General features: G+C 67.3%; 20 protein-coding genes and 1 pseudogene. 11 read left to right on the top strand and 10 right to left on the bottom strand.

Translation table 11 applies throughout. The features are described from left to right. Window positions 1-8: 8 nt before the first annotated feature. The 3 genes from DW355_RS09100 to DW355_RS09090 all read right to left on the bottom strand — a co-directional run bounded on the left by DW355_RS09100 (window position 9) and on the right by DW355_RS09090 (window position 3,098). Window positions 9-971, bottom strand: a complete 963-nt coding sequence (locus DW355_RS09100; protein WP_131279447.1) for a Bug family tripartite tricarboxylate transporter substrate binding protein — start codon at window positions 969-971, stop codon at window positions 9-11. A 196-nt stretch (window positions 972-1,167) separates the two neighbouring features. Then, window positions 1,168-2,082: a DNA-binding transcriptional regulator gene (locus DW355_RS09095; protein WP_242671088.1), complete on the bottom strand. Its 915-nt coding sequence runs from the start codon at window positions 2,080-2,082 to the stop codon at window positions 1,168-1,170. After that, complete coding sequence (locus tag DW355_RS09090; protein WP_131279444.1) at window positions 2,079-3,098, bottom strand: D-2-hydroxyacid dehydrogenase; 1,020 nt, start codon at window positions 3,096-3,098, stop codon at window positions 2,079-2,081. The genes DW355_RS09095 and DW355_RS09090 overlap by 4 nt, the downstream gene beginning before the upstream one ends. A 193-nt stretch (window positions 3,099-3,291) precedes the next feature. Here DW355_RS09090 and DW355_RS09085 point away from each other — a divergent pair, with 193 nt between their 5' ends. Next, window positions 3,292-4,068 (top strand): fumarylacetoacetate hydrolase family protein, encoded by a 777-nt coding sequence (locus DW355_RS09085; RefSeq protein ID WP_165493160.1) that lies wholly within the window; start codon window positions 3,292-3,294, stop codon window positions 4,066-4,068. On the opposite strand, the gene DW355_RS09080 is transcribed toward DW355_RS09085, so the two are convergent. After that, window positions 4,052-4,615, bottom strand: a complete 564-nt coding sequence (locus DW355_RS09080) for a TetR/AcrR family transcriptional regulator (RefSeq protein WP_131279440.1) — start codon at window positions 4,613-4,615, stop codon at window positions 4,052-4,054. The genes DW355_RS09085 and DW355_RS09080 overlap by 17 nt on opposite strands. A gap of 75 nt (window positions 4,616-4,690) precedes the next feature. On the opposite strand from DW355_RS09080, the gene DW355_RS17890 reads away from it, so the two are divergent. Both DW355_RS17890 and DW355_RS17885 read left to right on the top strand, forming a co-directional pair. Then, window positions 4,691-5,203: an NAD-dependent epimerase/dehydratase family protein gene (locus tag DW355_RS17890; protein WP_207388001.1), complete on the top strand. Its 513-nt coding sequence runs from the start codon at window positions 4,691-4,693 to the stop codon at window positions 5,201-5,203. A 14-nt stretch (window positions 5,204-5,217) separates the two neighbouring features. Continuing rightward, the gene (locus DW355_RS17885; RefSeq protein WP_207388000.1) at window positions 5,218-5,667 is read left to right on the top strand and encodes a hypothetical protein; all 450 of its coding nucleotides are present in this window, start codon (window positions 5,218-5,220) and stop codon (window positions 5,665-5,667) included. 30 nt (window positions 5,668-5,697) lie between these two features. Here DW355_RS17885 and DW355_RS09070 read toward each other — a convergent pair whose 3' ends face one another. Next, on the bottom strand, window positions 5,698-6,336 hold the full coding sequence (locus DW355_RS09070; protein WP_207388130.1) for a YdeI/OmpD-associated family protein: 639 nt from the start codon (window positions 6,334-6,336) through the stop codon (window positions 5,698-5,700). Window positions 6,337-6,626: 290 nt separating this feature from the next. Here DW355_RS09070 and dbpA point away from each other — a divergent pair, with 290 nt between their 5' ends. From dbpA to DW355_RS09045, 6 genes and pseudogenes are all read left to right on the top strand, one after another. After that, complete coding sequence (dbpA, locus tag DW355_RS09065) at window positions 6,627-8,033, top strand: ATP-dependent RNA helicase DbpA (protein ID WP_131279438.1); 1,407 nt, start codon at window positions 6,627-6,629, stop codon at window positions 8,031-8,033. A gap of 1 nt (window position 8,034) precedes the next feature. Further along, window positions 8,035-8,778 (top strand): RNA pseudouridine synthase, encoded by a 744-nt coding sequence (locus DW355_RS09060; protein ID WP_242671087.1) that lies wholly within the window; start codon window positions 8,035-8,037, stop codon window positions 8,776-8,778. Window positions 8,779-8,795: 17 nt separating this feature from the next. After that, window positions 8,796-8,957: pseudogene (locus DW355_RS18065) on the top strand (peptide chain release factor-like protein); the annotation flags it as partial. Between the two features lie 397 nt (window positions 8,958-9,354). After that, window positions 9,355-9,501 carry a hypothetical protein gene (locus DW355_RS17805; RefSeq protein WP_165493159.1) on the top strand — a complete coding sequence of 49 codons (147 nt, stop codon included), beginning with the start codon at window positions 9,355-9,357 and terminating at the stop codon, window positions 9,499-9,501. 11 nt (window positions 9,502-9,512) lie between these two features. Next, entirely contained in the window at window positions 9,513-10,076 is a 564-nt protein-coding gene (locus tag DW355_RS09050; protein ID WP_242671086.1) for a dihydrofolate reductase family protein, read from the top strand. Between the two features lie 4 nt (window positions 10,077-10,080). After that, entirely contained in the window at window positions 10,081-10,395 is a 315-nt protein-coding gene (locus DW355_RS09045) for a hypothetical protein (RefSeq protein ID WP_131279434.1), read from the top strand. A 19-nt stretch (window positions 10,396-10,414) separates the two neighbouring features. On the opposite strand, the gene DW355_RS09040 is transcribed toward DW355_RS09045, so the two are convergent. From DW355_RS09040 to DW355_RS09020, 5 genes are all read right to left on the bottom strand, one after another. Then, entirely contained in the window at window positions 10,415-11,260 is an 846-nt protein-coding gene (locus tag DW355_RS09040) for an SDR family NAD(P)-dependent oxidoreductase (RefSeq protein ID WP_242671348.1), read from the bottom strand. Then, a complete protein-coding gene (locus DW355_RS09035) occupies window positions 11,257-12,975 on the bottom strand; it encodes a class I adenylate-forming enzyme family protein (protein ID WP_131279432.1) in 1,719 nt (572 codons plus the stop codon). Before DW355_RS09035 ends, DW355_RS09040 begins: the two co-directional genes overlap by 4 nt. 51 nt (window positions 12,976-13,026) lie before the next feature. Continuing rightward, window positions 13,027-13,578: a MaoC family dehydratase gene (locus DW355_RS09030; RefSeq protein ID WP_131279430.1), complete on the bottom strand. Its 552-nt coding sequence runs from the start codon at window positions 13,576-13,578 to the stop codon at window positions 13,027-13,029. Next, window positions 13,575-14,051 (bottom strand): MaoC family dehydratase, encoded by a 477-nt coding sequence (locus DW355_RS09025; protein WP_131279428.1) that lies wholly within the window; start codon window positions 14,049-14,051, stop codon window positions 13,575-13,577. The genes DW355_RS09030 and DW355_RS09025 overlap by 4 nt, the downstream gene beginning before the upstream one ends. Window positions 14,052-14,204: 153 nt before the next feature. After that, complete coding sequence (locus DW355_RS09020) at window positions 14,205-15,287, bottom strand: alpha/beta hydrolase (RefSeq protein ID WP_131279426.1); 1,083 nt, start codon at window positions 15,285-15,287, stop codon at window positions 14,205-14,207. A 260-nt stretch (window positions 15,288-15,547) separates the two neighbouring features. Between DW355_RS09020 and DW355_RS09015 the strand changes: the two genes are divergently transcribed. Next, window positions 15,548-16,534 carry a Bug family tripartite tricarboxylate transporter substrate binding protein gene (locus DW355_RS09015; RefSeq protein WP_165493158.1) on the top strand — a complete coding sequence of 329 codons (987 nt, stop codon included), beginning with the start codon at window positions 15,548-15,550 and terminating at the stop codon, window positions 16,532-16,534. A 41-nt stretch (window positions 16,535-16,575) separates the two neighbouring features. Further along, window positions 16,576-18,000: an aldehyde dehydrogenase family protein gene (locus tag DW355_RS09010; protein WP_131279422.1), complete on the top strand. Its 1,425-nt coding sequence runs from the start codon at window positions 16,576-16,578 to the stop codon at window positions 17,998-18,000. The last annotated feature ends 175 nt before the right edge of the window (window positions 18,001-18,175 follow it).

Here is an 18,175-nt window from a genome sequence, read left to right as displayed (position 1 = left end):
GTCTTTTCTCATTCCAGGGTGATGCGCGCGTCCGTGATGACTTTCTGCCACTTGGCGCTGTCAGAAACCATCCGGCCGTTCAGTTGCTGCGGTGTACCGCCCAGGGCGGAGGCGCCGTACTGCGCCAGCTTCGCGCGCGCCTCGGGCGTGGCGAGGATGGCGTTGATGTCCTTGTTCAGCCGGCTCACGATGGGCGCGGGCAGGTTACGCGGACCGACGACGGCCAGCCAGACGGTGGACTCGGCTTGCAGCCCCTGCTCCGCGGTCGTGGGCACGTTGGGCAGACCGGCAAAGCGCTGCCGCGAAGTGACCGCCAGGCCCCGGAGCTTGCCGGACTGCAGCTGCGGCAGCAGCGCCGTGATCGGCATGACCACCGCGTCAATGGTGCCTGCCATGACGTCGACGATGAGCGGTGCATCGCCTTTGTAAGGCACGTTCATGGCCCGGACCTGGGCCTGCGACTCGACCAACTCCGTCGTGAGATGGCCGATGGTGCCGTTGCCTGGATTGCCGATGGAAACCTGCTCCGGCCGCGCGCGCATCTCTTTCAGCAGGTCCTGCAACGTGGCTGCTTTCAACGCCGGATTGACGGCGATGCCCATGGGAATCTCGCCGACCGCGATGACGGGAGTCAGGTCCCGCAACGGGTCAAAGGACATCTTCGGATAGAGGAACTTGTTGTTCGCAAGCGGTCCCGAAGTGGACAGCGCCAGCGTGTAGCCATCGGCCGCAGCCCGGCTGACCGCGTCGGTACCCAGGTTGCCGCCGGCGCCAGCGCGGTTGTCCACCACCACCTGCTGGCCCAGCGTCTCGCCCAGGCGCTGCGCGACCAGGCGCGCCACGGCGTCGGTGCTGCCGCCGGCCGGAAAGGGCACGATCAGGGTGATGGGTTTGACGGGCCAGTCGGCCGCGAAAGCGGCGGGCATTGTTGCGGCCAGCGCCAGTGCTGCCAGCGCGATGCGTCTTTTCATGCGTGAGGTCTCCATGTCAGCTTGCACAAGGTCGCCATCATGGGCGCGGGGGCCGCGTGCGCCAAGTCAAGATTCGGGATATTCCGCCGCGCGGAATACAGGGCACGCGACACGCCACGATGCACCACGGCATGCCATGCCGCAGCCCAACCGTGACCGGACAAAAAAACGGGGACGAAAGTGACGCCGGGAAGTTTCAGCCCGCCGTGGCGGCGAGCTGGCGCGAGATCTCGGCCGAAGCCTGTTGCAGCGAGGGCAGGAAGCGCGTGACGGCCTGCTCCGCGTCCAGCGCGGAGCTGAACCAGGTGAGGCCAATGGAGGCAACCACGCGCGTGTCCTCGACGATGGGCACGGCGATGGTGGAGGACTCGGGCCGCACGCGCGGGTCGCGCAGGGCGTAGCCGCGCTCGCGCACCTGGGCCAGCATGTGGCGGATGGACGCCTCCTGACCCGCGATGGGCTCGCCGCTGCTGCGCACCAGCAGGTCGATCAGCGCGTCCTGCTCGGTCGGCCCGCAGAACGCGAGGAAGGCTCGGCCCAGGGCCTGGGTGACCAGGCTCAGGCGCATATTGATGGTGGAGTGGAAGAAGGACAACGGCGAATGCGGGATGGTGCTGTAGCGCACGACCATCGCGTCGCCGTCGTGCACCGCCACCGCCACCGGCCACTTCAGTTCCTGCGTCAGCGCCTCGGCAGCCGCCGCCGCCGCTTCCACGATGCGCGGCTCACTGTGGTAGCCGCTGGTCAGGGCCGTGACCTCGGAGGTCAGGTAATAGGCGCCGTACTGCGGCGCGCGGCGCACCAGGCCATCGGCCTCCAGCGTCTGTAGCAGGCGCACGATGGTGGACTTGGGGATGGCCGTGTGCTTGTAAATGGCATCGACGGAAGACACCGGCTGCCGGTTGAGCGCACGCAGGATCTGCAGCGCCCGCAGCACGACATTGACCGGACGGGGCGTGGGCATGGTGGCGGGCAGTGTAGCGTGGCCCTGGCGCGCCACCGGCGCCGCGTCCCGCACCACCTCCGGCCCGCCCTCTTCCACCAGCGCGCCCACCGGTTCCACGTCCAATTCCGGCACCATCGACGGTTCGCGCGCCTGCTCGTCCCTCACGGCGCGGCCCGCAGGGTCTGGTCGCCCGCCGCCTCCCGCAACAGGGGCTCGCCCCGCGTCCAGCGGGCGAGGTTGTCCAGGAAGAGGTGCACGCAACGCTCGCCGTAGCGCTGCGAGGAGCCTGCGTTGTGCGGCGAGACCAGCACATTGGGCAAGTCCCAGAACGGTGAATCCGGTGGCAGGGGCTCCTGCTCGAACACGTCCAGGTGCGCGCCCGCGATCTGCCCATCGGCCAGGGCGGCCAACAAGGCCTGCTCGTCCAGCACGCCGCCTCGGCCCACGTTGACCACGCAGGCGCCACGCGGCAGCGCGCGCAGCACGGCCGCGTCCACCAGGTGGCGCGTGGCCTCTGTCAGCGGACAGGCGATCACCAGCCAGTGCGCCTCGCGGGCCAAGTCAGGCAGCGCGGCGTAGCTGCGGATACCACGCTCGGCATCACCGGCCTGGGGCGCGTGGCGCAGCTTGTGCACACGCAGGCCCAGGGCCTCCAGCAGGCGCGCAATGTCGCGGCCGATGGGCCCGTGGCCGATGACGATGGCGGTCTGCCCCGCGAGGTCGGCCTGCGCCTCGGCACCGCGCAAGGGTGCCCAGCGGTGCGCACGCTGTGCCTGCACCCAATGCAGCCCGCCGCGCGCCAGCAGCATCACGCCCATCAGGGCGCTGTGGGCCACGGCCTCGGCGTTGGCGCCGGACGAGTTGGTCACCCGCACGCCCCGGCGCAGCATCTCCTGGAAGATGGGCCGGTCCACGCCAGCCGTGGGCACATGCAGCCAGCGCAGCCCGGGCGCGGCGCGCAGTTGCTCGGAATACAACTGCATCAAAGGCGACAGCACCGTCCGGCTGGACGGGCCGATCACGTCCAGGGACATCAGCGCGATGTCCACCTCGGCCAGTTCCCGCGCGGACAAGGGGCGTTCGGTGTCGGCGAAGACGAAACGCAGCTTGGCGCCCCCGGCGGCGCGCAATTCAGCGGCAAAGGCGTGGTGGACTTCGGGGGTGATCAGCAAGGTGGGCATCGTGGTCGCAGGGGCGTGGCGGAGCGTGGATGGGGCGCGATGCTAGCCCCGAGCGCTGTCCCGTGCCAGCGATGTGCGCCCGCTTTCCGCGCGGCGGAATCCCGGCAAGCCCGAATGGCGGGCCACACAGCCGCCCGGGGAGAATGGCGCCATGTCCTCCACACCAAACTCCAGCCCTGCCCTCCCTGTCCCCATGGCCCTCGGCGACGCCGACGAAGCCATCGTCCAGACCCTGCGGCACGCCCACCGGGGCGGCCCCGCCGTAGACGAACAGGCCGCCCAGGCCCGCATCACCAGCCTGGAACAGGCCTACGCCCTGCAGGAACGGCTGTACGCCGCACTCGGCCATGCGCCGGGCGTGCCGCCTTACTGGAAATCCGGCGGCCCCTCCCGCTCCGAGCCCATGCGGCACGCGCCCCTGCCCATGGCCGGCGTGCGGCCCACGGGCAGCGCGCTAGGCACGCTGCCCCTGCGCCACCGTTGGGTCGAGGCCGAGATCGCACTGCGGCTGGGCCAGGCCGTGACGCCGGACCAGGCTTGGCGCCTCACCCCTGAAGACGCCCCTGCCCTGGTGGATGCCCTGTGCGTGAGCATCGAAGCCGTGGACAGCCGCTGGGCCGCTGGCCGCGCAGTGTCGCCCCTGCTCAAACTGGCCGACCTGCAGGTGCACGGCGCGCTGGTGCTGGGCGAGTTCCGCCCCTTCGCGCCCTTCCAGTCGCACGACTGGGCCGGGCAAGAATGCCAGGTACGCATTGGGAACGTGGTACGCAATTTCCGCGGCAGCCTGGGCGTGGGTGACCCGAGCTGGGTGCTGCCCGACTGGCTGCGCCACCTGAGCCGCCACGGCGCCGCCGTGCCTGCGGGCACGGTGGTCAGCACCGGGACTTGGTGCGGGCTGCTGGACGCGGAGGCCGGGGACGAGGTGAGTGTGGAGTTTGCGGGGGTGGGGGTGACTACCCTGCGGTTCTGAGGGGGGCCGACAGTTCCCGGACCACCGCGTTGAACAGGAGCTCGCTGGTGGCCTCGATGTCCTTGCGCGAAGCGCCGCTTTGCAGCAAGGACAAGGCGCCGTTGGACGCAGCCCAGATGGCCCGCGTGGCCTCGTCGACCGGGCCGCGGAACCGCCCCATGTCGACCAACCGCTGAACCCGCGCCTGCATCAGCGCGTAGGCATCCGCGACCAGATCGCGCTCGACCCGTACATGGCGGGCGAACAATTCGTACAGCGCGGGACGCTTGAGCGCGAACTCCAGCGCCACGTCCCAGCCCGCGCGCAACTGCTCCAGAGGATCGGCGGACGCCGGAGGCAGCCGCTTGCGCTGCATGAACTCGGCCAGCCCGCGCCGGACGAGCGCCCGTTCAAGCCCATCTTTGTCGCCGAAGTAGTGGTAGAGCGTGGGTGCCTTCACCCCCGCTGCCTCGCACACCGCGCGCGTCGTCAGGCTCGCCGCACCCTGCGCTTCGAGCAGCGCCGCGGCGGCGTCAAGGATTGCGGTCTCGGACTCCATCTTTGCCATTGAAATTCCAGGTTACTTGACAGAATGTATAACATCGTTATACATTTGCCATATCAACACTACATTTGGCACACCATGACATCCACTTGCTTGGTCACCGGTGGTTCTGGCTTCGTCGGCGGCCGCCTCATCGAACGTCTCGTCGCGCAGGACTGGCAGGTCAGGGCGCTGGCGCGCAGCGAGGAAGCCATGGGAATTGTAGGCAGGCACGGAGCACAGGCAGTCAAGGGCTCCCTGGACGACTTGCCCTCGCTGACGGCGGCCGTGGCCGGCTGTGACGCCGTGGTCCATGCCGCCGCCTTGTTCAAGCTCTGGGGCGAAGCCGCCGAGTTCGAGCGGTCCAATGTACAAGGCACGGCCAAGCTGCTCCAGGCCGCCGCGGCCGCTTCCGTCCCGCGCTTCGTTCAGGTCGGTGCCGCCGCCGTGGTGATGGGCGACATGACGCCGATGCTGCGGGTCGACGAGTCGCTGCCGCGCCAGGAGCGCGCCTGGGCGCCCTACAGCGCGTCGAAAGCGCGCAGTGAAGCGCTGGTGATCGGCGCCAACCGGCCGGGGGTTTTTGAGACGGTCGTCGTGCGCCCCCGATGATCTGGGGCGCCGGCATGCCGACCCTGGACCACCTGCTCGACACCGTGCGTGCGGGCCAATTCCGCTGGGTGGGCGACGGCTCGCAGGCGATGTCCACCGTCCATGTGGACAACGTCTGCCACGCGGTGGAACTGGCACTCGCCAAGGGCCGCGGCGGCGAAACCTACTTCGTCAGCGACGGGGCCGACACCACGCTCAAGTCCTTCCTCTCCAGCCTGATGCAGACCCGTGCCGTCGAGCCACCGCGCGCCTCCGCGCCGCTGCGCATGGCCTGGGTCATGGCGATGGTCATGGAATGGGTCTGGCGCCGCTTCTCCCGGCCTGGCGAACCCCCGATCACGCGCCAGATGCTGCGCCTGATCGGCCAGCCCTTCACGATCGACATCGGCAAGGCGCAACGCGAGCTCGGCTACCGCCCCGAGGTGACGCGGGAGCAAGGACTGCAAGCCATGCGGGGTGACTGAACCCGCCCTTCCTTCCAAAACCAGGTGCGCTCAGCTCTTGGCGCTGACCCTGGATTTCGCCTTGGGCTTGACCTCATGGAGGGTCTCGCCGCGCGCGAGCATCGCAACGAGCTGGGCAATCCGCCTGACACGCGTCTCCGGTTTCACGGCCGTTTGTATGCGCCACAGGATGGCATATCGATTCGCGGCGTCGATCGTCGAGAAGAACTTTTTCGCCTTGGGGGCGTCTTCGAACGCCACGCTCAGGTCTGCGGGCACCACGGACCTGCTTGCACTGCTGTAGGCCTGAGCCCATCGGCCGTCGGCCTTGGCGGACTCGACCTGCGCCAGGCCCGGCGCCTGCATGCGCCCCGCCTGGATGAGCGCTTCGACCTTCTCCACATTGATCTTCGACCACACGCTGCGCGGGCGCCTGGGCGTGAATCGCTGAAGGAAATAATGTTTGTCCAGCGACTTCTTCTGACTGTCGATCCAGCCCCAGCAGAGCGCGATCTCCACCGCTTCCGGGTAGGTGACGCTGGTTTCATCGGCACCGCGCTTGGCGATCTTGAGCCAGATGCCCGGGGACGTGGCGTGCTGCCGTTTCAGCCAGGTTTCAAATGCCTGGTCACTCTTGAACAAGGTCGGGGTATCGGCGGACTGTTCGATGGGCATGCGCGGAGTGTGCATCAAGAGATACGGCGCCGACGGATGACTGCGCCACCTCAGGCACCGGTGCCTGGTCCGGGCTGCTGGGCGCGGAGTTTCCGGGGATGGGGTGATCACTCCGAGGTTCCGATGCTTGAGGGTACTGGGGTTACCGCGCAGACTGAAATCGGCCAGTAACGGCCACCCAATCCTCCGAGTCCACTCGCTATTTTCCTTGACGGGGAGGCCCCGATCGGCTGCTTGCGTCCCGATGTGGGCTCTGGAGATATGGCACGACGCCTGTAGGCCGGCTTCCTGCGTAAGATCCATGCATGACCTTTTCTCCTCCAGTTTCCAACAGTTTCGACACGCTTCCCCTTTCTGCCGCAGCTCAGGAGAACCTTCGCCGGCTTGGCTACCTCGAAATGACCGCCATCCAGGCGGCCAGCCTGCCCGCCGCGCTGCAAGGCCGGGACGTGATCGCCCAGGCCAAGACGGGCAGCGGCAAAACCGCGGCGTTCGCCTTGGCCTTGCTGGCCAAGCTCGACGCGCGTCGCTTCGCGGTTCAGTCCCTGGTGCTGTGTCCCACCCGTGAGCTGGCCGATCAGGTGACGACCGAGATCAGACGGCTGGCGCGCGCGGAGGACAACATCAAGGTGGTCACGCTCGCCGGTGGTGTGCCGCTGCGCGGACAGGCAACCAGCCTGGAGCACGGCGCCCACGTCGTCGTCGGCACACCCGGGCGTGTGATCGACCACCTCGAGCGCGGCAATCTCGGCCTCGATGCGCTCGCGACACTGGTGCTTGACGAAGCAGACCGCATGCTGGACATGGGCTTCGTCGACGACATCGCGAAGGTGGCCCGCCGGTGCCCGGCGCAGCGGCAGACCCTGCTGTTCTCGGCGACCTACCCGGAGGGCATTGCCAGGCTCGCCGCGCAGTTCCTGCGCGAGCCCGTGACGGTGAAGGTGCAAGCGCAGCACGGCAGTGAGCAGATCGAACAGCATTGGTACGAGGTGCGCGAGGAGCAACGACTGCCCGCGGTGGCGCGCCTGCTGGAGCACTTTCGCCCGGTCAGCACCCTGGCCTTCTGCAACACCAAGGCGCGCTGCCGCGAACTGGCCGAGTTGCTGCAGGCACAGGGCTACAGTGCGCTCGCGCTGCACGGCGACCTGGAGCAGCGCGAGCGCGACCAGGTGCTGGTGCGCTTCGCAAACAGCAGCTGCTCGGTGCTGGTGGCCACCGACGTCGCTGCGCGCGGCCTCGACATTGCCGGCCTCGCCGCCGTCATCAACGTGGACATCTCGCCCGATCCACAAGCGTACGTACACCGAATCGGCCGCACCGGCCGCGCCGGCCAGACCGGACTCGCGCTCAGTTTGGCGTCCCTCGACGAGATGGGGGCGGTGGGGCACATCGAACAGCTGCAGGGCCGGCCTTCCGTCTGGCATGCGCTCACCGAACTCACACCGGCCTTGGGTGGGCGCTTGCTGCCAGCGATGGCGACCGTGCACATCCAGGCTGGGCGCAAGGAGAAGATCCGCCCGGGCGACGTGCTGGGCGCGCTCACCGCCGACTTGGGCTACACGCGCGAGCAAGTGGGCAAGATCGACATCAACGAGTTCGCCACGTACGTGGCGGTGGAACGCGACATTGCGCACGAAGCGGTTGCGCGCCTGAACAGCGGGCGCATCAAGGGCCGTACCGTAAAGGCACGGCTGCTGACGGACGGGACATGACATGGGCACGTCCGATTCGATGCCGCCGTCGCCGGGTGAGGCACAGCGTCTTGCCAAGGTGGTCGCCGCGCTGGTGCCTTGTTCACGCCGCGAGGCGGAGCAGTACATCGCGCAAGGATGGGTGCGCGTGGACGGGCAGTGTGTCGACGCGCCGCAGGTGCGCGTCACCACCAACCAGCATGTTCAGATCGATCCGCAGGCGCGCCTGCAACCCCTCGTGTCGGCGACATTCCTGGTCCACAAGCCAGCGGGCATGGAAACCGAAGCGGTGATGGATCTGCTCGGGGAGAGCGCTCACTGGAGCGGGGATGCCTCGGGCATCCGCCTCAGCAAGGCCCACCATGTCGGGCTCAAGACGCTATTGCCGTTGCCGGTGCAGGCGAGCGGCCTGTGCGTCTTCAGCCAGGACTTTCGCGTGGTGCGCAAACTCACCGAAGATGCGGCGTTCGTCGAGCAGGAACTCGTCGCCGAAGTGAAAGGCGTGATCGCGCCCGACGGTCTGGCGCGCCTTTGCCATGGCCTGCAGCGCGACGGGCGGCCGCTGCCGCCGGCGCGCGTGAGCTGGCAGAACGAGACGCGCCTGCGCTTCGCGACGAAAGGCATCCCCCCGGAATGGACCGCGTGGATGTGCGCGCAGGTCGGCCTCGAGCTCCGCGCGCTGCGGCGCATCCGCATCGGGCGCATCGCCATGGCGGGCCTGCCGCCGGGGCAGTGGCGTTATCTGCCGGCGGGCGAGCGATTCTAGCCACGGGAGCGCGAGACATGGCTTCCCGGGTGAACGAAGCCGAAGTCGAAATCACGGCCATGCGGGCGCACGGGCCGGGCGACCAGAACCTCAACAAGGTCTCCACTGCAGTCCGTCTCCGCTTCGACATCCGCGCGTCGTCGTTGCCGGTCGCGGTGAATAAGCGCCTGCCGGCGCTGCCGGGCAGACTGGCGCTCCCACATCAGCGCTTTCTGACTATCCGAGCAGTAAATCCTGGGTCGCGGCCTCATCTGCAACACTCCTTCCGCCTACGCGCTGGTTCGTGTGTTGCATCGACCGGTTGAATCCGCTGTCGAAAACGGGAATCGTCATCAGGCTGCCTGCCCACGGCCATGAGGGACAACAAGGCGCAAAAAAACGGTCTCTTCATGCGCCTTTGCGAGAGCGTCAACGCAGTCAAAACGTTAGACTGCCTCAGGGTAAATTTGGCTGGATCGCGCTGCCGGGCAAGGTCGCAGGAGGATTTCTGTAGATTGTCCCGCAGGCGCACTACCGTCTTTGATCGTACGACCGATCCCAACAGCGGTCATATTTCAGAATAAAAGGGAGTCGACCATGGCCGCCGACATTGTCTGGAGCGTTTTCCCGTTCCTGCTGGTCCTACTCATAGTTGCCGTGATCTGGGCTGCGGCCCGAAAGAAAACCGAGCAGGCACCCGCGACCTTTCTGCCTCCCGAGAATCAGTCCCGTCACACATCTTGACGGAGAACAGCATGGGCCTCCTGACCTTTAGCCTCAACCTCACCCTGGACGGCTGCGTCGACCACCAGGAAGGCATCGCCGATGACGAGACCCACGCTTTCTTCACCCAACTCATGGATGAGGGCGGCGCGATGCTGTGGGGCCGCGTCACCTACGAGATGATGGAGAGCTACTGGCCAGCGGTGGCCCGTGGCGACGTGGAAGTACCGGCGGCGTTGCGGGAGTGGGCCGTGAAACTGGAGGCCAAGCCCAAGTACGTGGTCTCGTCGACGCGCAAGGACTTCCCCTGGAACAACAGTTACCACCTCACCGGTGACCTGCGCAGGGCGGTGAGCAGGCTCAAGGACGCGACGCCGGCCGGCGTGCTCCTCGGCAGCGGCAAGCTGGCAACCGCGCTGGACCGGCTGGACCTGATCGACGAGTACCAATTCCTCGTCCACCCCGAATCGCCGGCCACGGCCCGACCCTGTACCAGGGCGGCCTTCCCAGCACACGACGGCTCGAATTGGTGTCGGCGAAGCCGCTGCGCTGCGGCGCGGTCGCCATGCACTACCGGCGCGCGCGCTGAGGGTTGAAAAAATGATCTTCAAGAAAATCACTACAGCCGACGGATGGTTTGCCAAACCATGGGGAACAGTTTTCTCGTTTGGCGGTATTGCCATTGCTGTGCTCCCCTGGTTTCTGGGAGTAAATGTTTGGTACTGTCTTCTTCTGACGTTTCTCGGTTCCACGGTTAGTTTGATTGGTTCGTATGAAGCAAAAGCTCGCCAGTTTGGCTATCAAGCACCTTTTACCAATGATCCTCTTGGATGGCGTAGGGCCAAGAGAAGCTATGAAAAGAAAGACGCGGATGCCAATGCCGATGAGTTGGATAAATCGGAACGATCCCTTTAGATGCTTCATTCCCTACCGATCAGTGCATTCTTTCGTCGTTCTTGACCGCCTGAAATAGCTCAAAAAGCGAACACTCAAGCCCCAGCAGGAAGCCCCCCTCCAGATCGATCAACTGCCCCGTCTGCTTGAGGGCCTCGGTGGCGAGCCCATAAGCCGCGCGCGCCACGTCCTCGGGCAGCACCACGGCGCCGAGCAGGGCACGGGCTTCGTAGCGCTTGCGGCGTTCCTGGAACACCGTTTCACCCAGGCCCTTGCGCAACCACTGGCCGTCCACCATGCCGGGCAGGACGGCGTTGACGCGGATGGCCGGGGCAAGCGCGCGCGCGAGCGACAAGGTAAGCGTGTTCACCGCGCCCTTGGAGGCGGCGTAGGCCATGGATGAACCGGTGCCCATGCGCCCGCCCATGGACGAGATGTTGACGATGGCGGGCGCAGGCGCGCCCTTCATCAGCGGCGCGACGGCGCGGCACATCTGGAAGGTGCCGATCACATTGACACGGTAGATGGCTTCGAAGTCGGCGGCGGACAGCGCGTCCAGGTCCTTGAGGTCCGCAAACTTGGTCGTGATGCCGGCGCTGTTGACCAGGACATCGGCACGCCCCCAGAACCGGCGCACTTCCTCGGCCAGGGCACGGCATTGGGCGTCGTCGGCCACGTCGGCGCGGACCACCAGGGCCTCGGCGCCCGCCGCGCGGCACTGGTCCGCGACGCGTTCGGCGGCGTCGGCCTGGCTGGCGTAGTTGATCACCACGTCGTGGCCGCGCTGCGCGAACAGCAGGGCGGTGGCCGCGCCGATGCCGGAGGAGGCACCGGTGACGATGCACACGGGTCGGCGTTCAGAGGCGGGGTGTTGCTTCATGGTCATGGTGCGGGTGCCTTGTGGTTTTTGCCGGCCTGGCTGGCGTGCTCGGGTTCTTGCCGCGCGCCGTCCCGGGTTTGCGCCGGAGTTTCCCCCTTTGTTTCCCAGTACGGCGTGCGCAGTTCTTTCTTCGACAGTTTGCCCAGGGCGTTGCGGGGCAACGCCGCGCGTAGCTCCACGCCCGAAAGGCGCTGGGTCTTGCCCACCTGGGCATTGACCCAGTCGCGCAGGGCGTCCGGGTCCAGGCGGGTGCCGGGCTTGGGCACGACCAGGGCCAGCGGGGTTTCGCCCCAGGCGCTGCTGGGCACGCCGATCACAGCCGAATCCGCCAGGTCCGCGTGCCGCGCCAGCACGGCCTCGAGGTCGGAGGCGTAGATGTTGTGGCCGCCGGAGATGATCACGTCCTTGATGCGGTCCAGCAGGATCAGGAAGCCATCCTCGTCGAAGCGGCCGATGTCGCCGCTGCGGTGGTAGACCCGGCCCTCCTCGTCCAGCCAGCGCAGCTGGGCCGTGGCTTCGGCACGCTTGTGGTAGCCGGCCATCATGTAGGGCGAGCGGCCCACGACCTCACCCACCGGGCCGGCCGCGCCGGATGTTGCCTCGGGCAGGCGGCGCCCGGCCTCGTCGATCAGAAAGACTTCCGAACCATGGGCCGGCTTGCCGACGGTGCCCAGCTTGTCCGGGTGCGCGCGCGCGTCGAGGAAGCAGGAGCCGCCGCCCTCGGTCATGCCGTAGACCTCCAGGAAACGCCCGGGCCAGCGCCGCAGGATGTCGCGCTTGAGGGCCAGGTCCATGGGCGCGCCGGTGGACTGGCTGAGTTCCAGGGACGACAAATCACAAACCGCGAAATCGGGATGGGCCAGCAGGCGCTGGTACTGCACCGGCACCAGCATGGTGTGGGTGGCGCGCTGCGACGTGGCCAAGGCCAGGTAGGCGCCGGCGTCGAATTTGCGCATCAGCAGCGTGGTGCCACCACTGGCCACCGTGCCCAGCAGGGGCATGAGGGTGGTGTTCGAGTACATGGGCGTCGACAACAGCGTGCGCGCCTGCGGCGTGAAAAAACCCTTACGGCTGGCCTGCCGCTGTCGCATGCCGTGCAGATGCACGATGCCCTTGGGCAGGCCCGTGGTGCCCGAGCTGTAGATGATATTGAAAGGGTCCTCGGCCTGGGCCTGCGGCAGGGGCGCGGCGCTGAGGCTATCCTGCTCTGCCTGGCCGGCTGGTCCCACAGCCTGTCCCACCGATTGCCCATGCGTGCGCCACGCCGCGTAGACCCCGCCCTCCGCACCCGCGCGGCCGAAGGGCACGACCCGAAGCGCGGCCCGCGCGGCAAGCCGATCGGCCATGTCCAGGGCCGCATCGCCCGCGTCGGGATCGACGAAGAGCAGCCTGGCCTCGCAGTCGGCCAGCAGGGCTTCCAAGGTGTCGACACTCGCGGACACCGGCAGCGGCACCACGCAGGCACGCACGGCGATGGCGCCGAACAGGCATTCGACATAGGCCAGGGAGGCGGCGCCCAGCAGGGCCACGCGGTCGCCGGGTGCGATGCCATCGCGCAGCAGGGCGCGTGCGACTTCCTGCATGCGGCCGTGCAAGGTGTGCCAGTCGTGCGCGCGCTCGTCCACCCGGATGGCCATGGCCTCGGGGCGCGCCCGCGCGTGGGCGGCGATGATCTCTGGAAATGGCGTGAAGGCCGGGAGGGCGTCGTCGGGGTTGGTCATCGTGTTTCGCGTGTTTGGTGCTTCGCCTTGATTCATCGCTTGCATCGCGCGCTAGCGGTCAAAGATCTGCAACAGGGTGTCGGCCACCAGCGCGGGGCGTTCCTGCCCCTCGATCTCGACGGTGGATTCAAAGGTCAGGCGCACGCCGTCTGGCAGCCGCTGACAGTCCTTGAGTGACTGGCGCAAACGCAGGCGCGAGCCCACGGGCACGGGCGCGGTGAAGCGCACGCGGTTGCAGCCGTAGTTCAGGCCCTTGCCGCGCTGGCGCACCGTGTAGATGCCGCGCTGCAGAAAAGGGATGAGGGAGAGGACGAGAAAACCGTGGACGATGGTCTTGCCGCCCGGCATTTCGCGGCCTGCGCGTTCCACGTCGACGTGAATCCAGTGGTCGTCGCCGGTGAGTTCCGCGAAGGCGTCGATCTTGACCTGGTCCAGGCGGACCCAGGCGCTCGTTCCCAGCGGGCGGCCGACGTAGGCTGCGAGGTCGGCGGCATGTTCCACGGTCACCCCTGCCGATGCGCTGGCCGATGCACCGGCCGAGGTACTACTCCCCGAGACAGCCACCGTGTCGAGCTCCAGCACCAGACGCTGCGACGGGCTCATGTGCCCTCCCCCACCGCGTCCGGTGCGCTCGTCCGCGCGGGCACACGCCCGGCGCTGACCAGGGACATGGCCACGGTGCCGTCCTGCCGGCGCACGGTGACTCGGGTGCGCACGATGCCGTGGCCAGGGTTGGAGGCGGAGCGCCGCAGCTCGACAATCTCGCGCCGCACGGTCAACACGTCGCCCGCGCGCACCGGCGCCTGCCAGCGCAGCTCGTCGATGCCCAGGCCCACCATGGGCGTGTCGCCGTAACCCCCCGCGCGCACGAACTCCCGCATTGCCAGCGAGGCCACATGCCAGCCACTCGCGACCAGGGTCTTGAAGGGACCGGCGGCGGCGCGCGCGGCGTCGGTGTGCATGGGCTGGGGGTCGAAGCTCTGTGCGAAAGCCACGATCTCATCCGCCGAGACGGGCACGGGCGGGCTTTCCCAGCGTTCGCCCAGTTGGAAGTCTTCAAAAAAACGCGCGGACATGGGGCTCCTCAAAATCTGTGCAACACAGTGCGATGGCATCTGTTGCGCCCGAGGATGCATCAGCCCGAGCCCAGCCCCAAGCGGATTGTTGGTCTGTTCCGCCGCGCGGAATCCGCGCGGCGCATGTGCAAAGCGCCGCTTGAACTTCTTGAACTACTTGTCCAGGCTCTTGCGCCGCAGCCACTTGGACAGCTCGGCCGCCACCGCCTCGTTGTTCAGGTCGGCGAAGGGGATGTGGGTGTTGCCTTGCAGGCCGGCATCGCTCAGCAGCAGTACCTCGCAGTCGCCACCATGATGGTTCACCACCTCGCAGAAAGTCCGCGCGTTCTTCAGATGGATGGACCACGTCGGGTGCGTGGCGGTGTGGTCGCCGAACACCATCTGCATCGGAAACTTGGTCAACTTCATGAATTCCGCCAAGGGCACGGCGTTGGGGCCAAAGGGCGCCTTGGGGGCGGGCGGCACGCCCTCGCCCTCGGGGAAGACGAAACCCGGGGTTTCGTAGGCCACGAGGCCTTTCATATTGCCGGTCTTGGCGTTCAAGGCCGAGAGCAGCGCGCGCCAGCCGCCGGCCGAGTTGGTCACCGCGACCACGGGGCCCAGCTTGTCGATGGCCAGGCCGCCGGCCTCGCCCTGCAGCAACGCGTTGTCCAGCGTGTCGAACTCGTCGTAGCGCGCGCGTGTGGCCTGGTTCCAGGCCTCGACGTCGCCGGTGGGGAACTGCACGCCCGGATGCCAGTTCATGAAGGAAGGACCGAAGCGCCAGGCGAGGTAATTGCGCTGGTCGAAGTACTCGGGCTTGTAGTTGATCGGCTCGCAGCTCCAGTTGGCGCGGCCCACGCGCGGGCCGTCCCAGAGGTAAACCGGGTAGCGTTGGCGCAGGAAGAGGCTCTTGTAGCCTTCGCCGCCGTCCCAGCGGTTTTCCCAGACCTTGGTGCTCGAGCTGTGCCAGAAGATCAAACCCACCTGGCGTCGGTTCTGCGGGATGAAGTACTCGACGTAGCCATGGTCACACGACAGCGTCTGGGTCGGGTTGTCGGGGTTGCGGATCACCTTGCCACCCACTTCGAAGGCGCCGGTTGAGTCCAGGATGATGGGCGGCTTGGCGCCGGGCGCCGCCGGTGGGCGCTGGCTTTGCGCGAAGGCCGTGCTGACGAACACCCAGGCCAGGCCCGCCAGGGCGAGCCGTTGGCCGTGTTCACGCCAGCCGCAGGAATATGTCTTGTCGCGGTTCATGGGTTTGTCTCCTGAAGTTGTTTCTCTTTGTGTGCCGGGCTGTCCCGGGCGCACGCAGGATGACCCGCGCCCCTGCCCCGCACAAGCGCGATGTGCGGACTTTCCGCGCAGCAGAAAGCTGCGCGGTTTGCCGAGGAACGAAGAGGAGTGGCGTAGCCGGCACCCGCACGGAGATTCCGCCCCACGGAAAGATCGAAATGCCGAATTGTTGGTGGCCCCATTTCTACCGACACTGTGGGCACAAAAACCTGGAGACAACCATGACATTCGCCTCGTTCTTCCGCACCCTTGCCGCGGTCCTCGGCACTTTTCTTGCGCTATTGGGTTCCGCCCAAGCCCAGGGCACCGGCGGCTGGCCCAACAAGCCGGTGCGCATCATCGCCATCTTCGCGCCCGGCGGCAGCTCGGACCTGGTGGCGCGCCAGATCGCGCAACACCTGAGCACGCGCTTCGGCCAGCAGTTCATCGTTGAGAACAAGGTCGGTGCAGGCGGCAACCTCGGCGTGGATTTCGTCGCCAAGTCGGCGCCGGACGGCTACACCCTGGCCCTGGGCACTTCGGGCCCGCTGGCCAATAACAAGTGGTTGTACAAGCCCATGCCCTTCGACGCCCAGAAGGACCTGACGCCGGTCGCGCTGGTGGGTGAAATTCCCCTGGTGATCGCCGTCAATCCCTCGGTGCAGGCGAACAACCTGAAGGAGTTCGTCGCCCTGAGCAAGTCGCGTCCCAACCCCTTGTTCATCTCCAACCCCGGCAACGGCACCATCGGTCACCTGGCCACCGAGTACCTGCGACTCAGCGCCGGCGCCGAGTTGCGCTCCATTCCCTACAAGGGCGACACGCCGGCCATGACGGACGCCATCGGCGGCACCGTGGACGGCGTGTCGGCACCGGTCACGGCCCTGGAACCCAACATCAAGGGCAACCGGCTGAAAGCCCTGGCGGTCATGTCGAAAACCCGCTACCCCGGCCTGCCCGACGTGCCCACCGCCGCCGAACAAGGCATCGCGCTGGAAGCCACCGTCTGGAGCGCCCTGGTCGGACCCGCCGGCTTGCCCAAGAACATCGTCGCCGCGCTGAACAAGGAAATCAACCAGTACACCAGCTCCGCGGAAGGCAAGGCCAAGCTGACGGCGCTGGGCATGGTGCCGCTGGCCGCCACGCCGGCGCAGTTGAGCGAGCTGATGATGAACGAATCGGCGAAGTGGAAGCGCGTCATCGACAGCGCCAAGATTTCGCTCGAATGACCCGCCGCGCGCTTCACGCGCGCGTCACGACAGAAAGACCCATGGATTCTTTGAAGTTCTACATCGACGGGGCCTGGGTGCAGCCGGCCTCGCCCACGCCCCTGAGCGTCCTCAATCCCGCGACGGAAGAGACCTTCGCGCACATCAGCCTGGGGACGCGGCAGGACGTGGACCGCGCCGTGCAGGCGGCACGGCGCGCCTTCCCCGCCTATGCCGAGACCAGCGTCACGCAGCGACTGGACTGGTTGAACAAGATCATCGCGGGCTTCAAGGCCCGGCTGCCGGAACTGGCGCGCACGATGACGCTGGAGATGGGCTCGCCCATCACCTTCGCGACCGAACGCCAAGCCACCGTCGCGCTCTTCCATTTCGAGGAAGCCGCGCGCGTGCTGGCCGACTACCCCTTCGAGGAGCGCATGGGCAAAGGCATCGTGCGCCGCGAGCCCATCGGGGTGTGCGGGCTGATCACACCCTGGAACTGGCCACTGAACCAGGTAGCCTCCAAGGTCGCGCCCGCGCTGGCGACGGGTTGCACCGTGGTGCTCAAGCCCAGCGAGATTGCGCCGCTGAGCGCCCTGCTGTTCGCGCAGATCGTGCACGAGGCTGGCTTGCCAGCGGGCGTCTTCAACCTCGTGAATGGCGACGGACCCACGGTGGGTGAAGCGATTGCCTCCCACCCCGGCATCGACATGGTGTCCTTCACGGGTTCGACGGCGGCCGGTGTGCGGGTGGCCAAGCTGGCGGCGGACACGGTCAAGCGCGTCGCGCAAGAGCTGGGCGGCAAGTCGGCCAACATCATCCTGGACGACGCCGACATCAAGGCGACGGTGATCCAGGGCGTACACGCCTGCTACACCAACGCCGGGCAGAACTGCCAATCACCCACGCGCATGCTCATTCCACGAGCGCGGCGCGAAGCGGCCTTCGAGGCAGCACGCGAGGCCGTGGCGGCCATCCGCCTGGGCGACCCGCTGGATCCGGCCACCACCATGGGACCGCTGGTCAGCCAGGCGCAGTACGAGAAAGTGCAAGCCCTGATCCGCTCGGGCCAGGACGAAGGCGCGACCCTGGTGGCCGGCGGCACGGGACGCCCCGCGCAGACCACGCGTGGTTATTACGTACGCCCCACGGTCTTCGGCGACGTGACCCCCCAGATGCTGATCGCCCGCGAGGAGATCTTCGGCCCGGTGCTGTCCATCCTCAGCTATGACAGCGAGGAAGAAGCCATCGCGATCGCCAACGACACACCCTTCGGCCTAGCCGGGTTCGTCCAGTCCAAGGACCCGCGCCGCGCCCGCGCCGTGGCCAACCGCCTGCGCGCAGGCCGTGTCTACCTCAACGGCGCCCCCTTCGACCGCAGCCTGCCCTTTGGCGGCTACAAACAATCCGGCAACGGCCGCGAGTTCGGGGTGTTTGGATTCGAGGAATACCTCGAGGTGAAGGCGCTGCTGGGCTGGGAGGCGTGAGGCCGAGCCGGTTCGGCCCCGGTTCGAGGCGCCCAGCAAAAAGCCCGCTTTAAAAGCGGGCTTGAAGCATGGTGCGGAGGCCGAAATCGAACCCGCGCACGCAGTGCGCTTCACATTCGGCCGCACGCAAGGCGTACCGGTTCGGTTCCGGTCGAAAGCACAAAAGCAAACGCCC

This window comes from Hylemonella gracilis (assembly GCF_004328645.1).
Lineage (GTDB): Bacteria > Pseudomonadota > Gammaproteobacteria > Burkholderiales > Burkholderiaceae_C > Hylemonella > Hylemonella gracilis_B.
The sequence above is the reverse complement of the archived record's forward strand: the minus strand, read 5'-3'. Positions and strand labels throughout refer to the sequence as shown.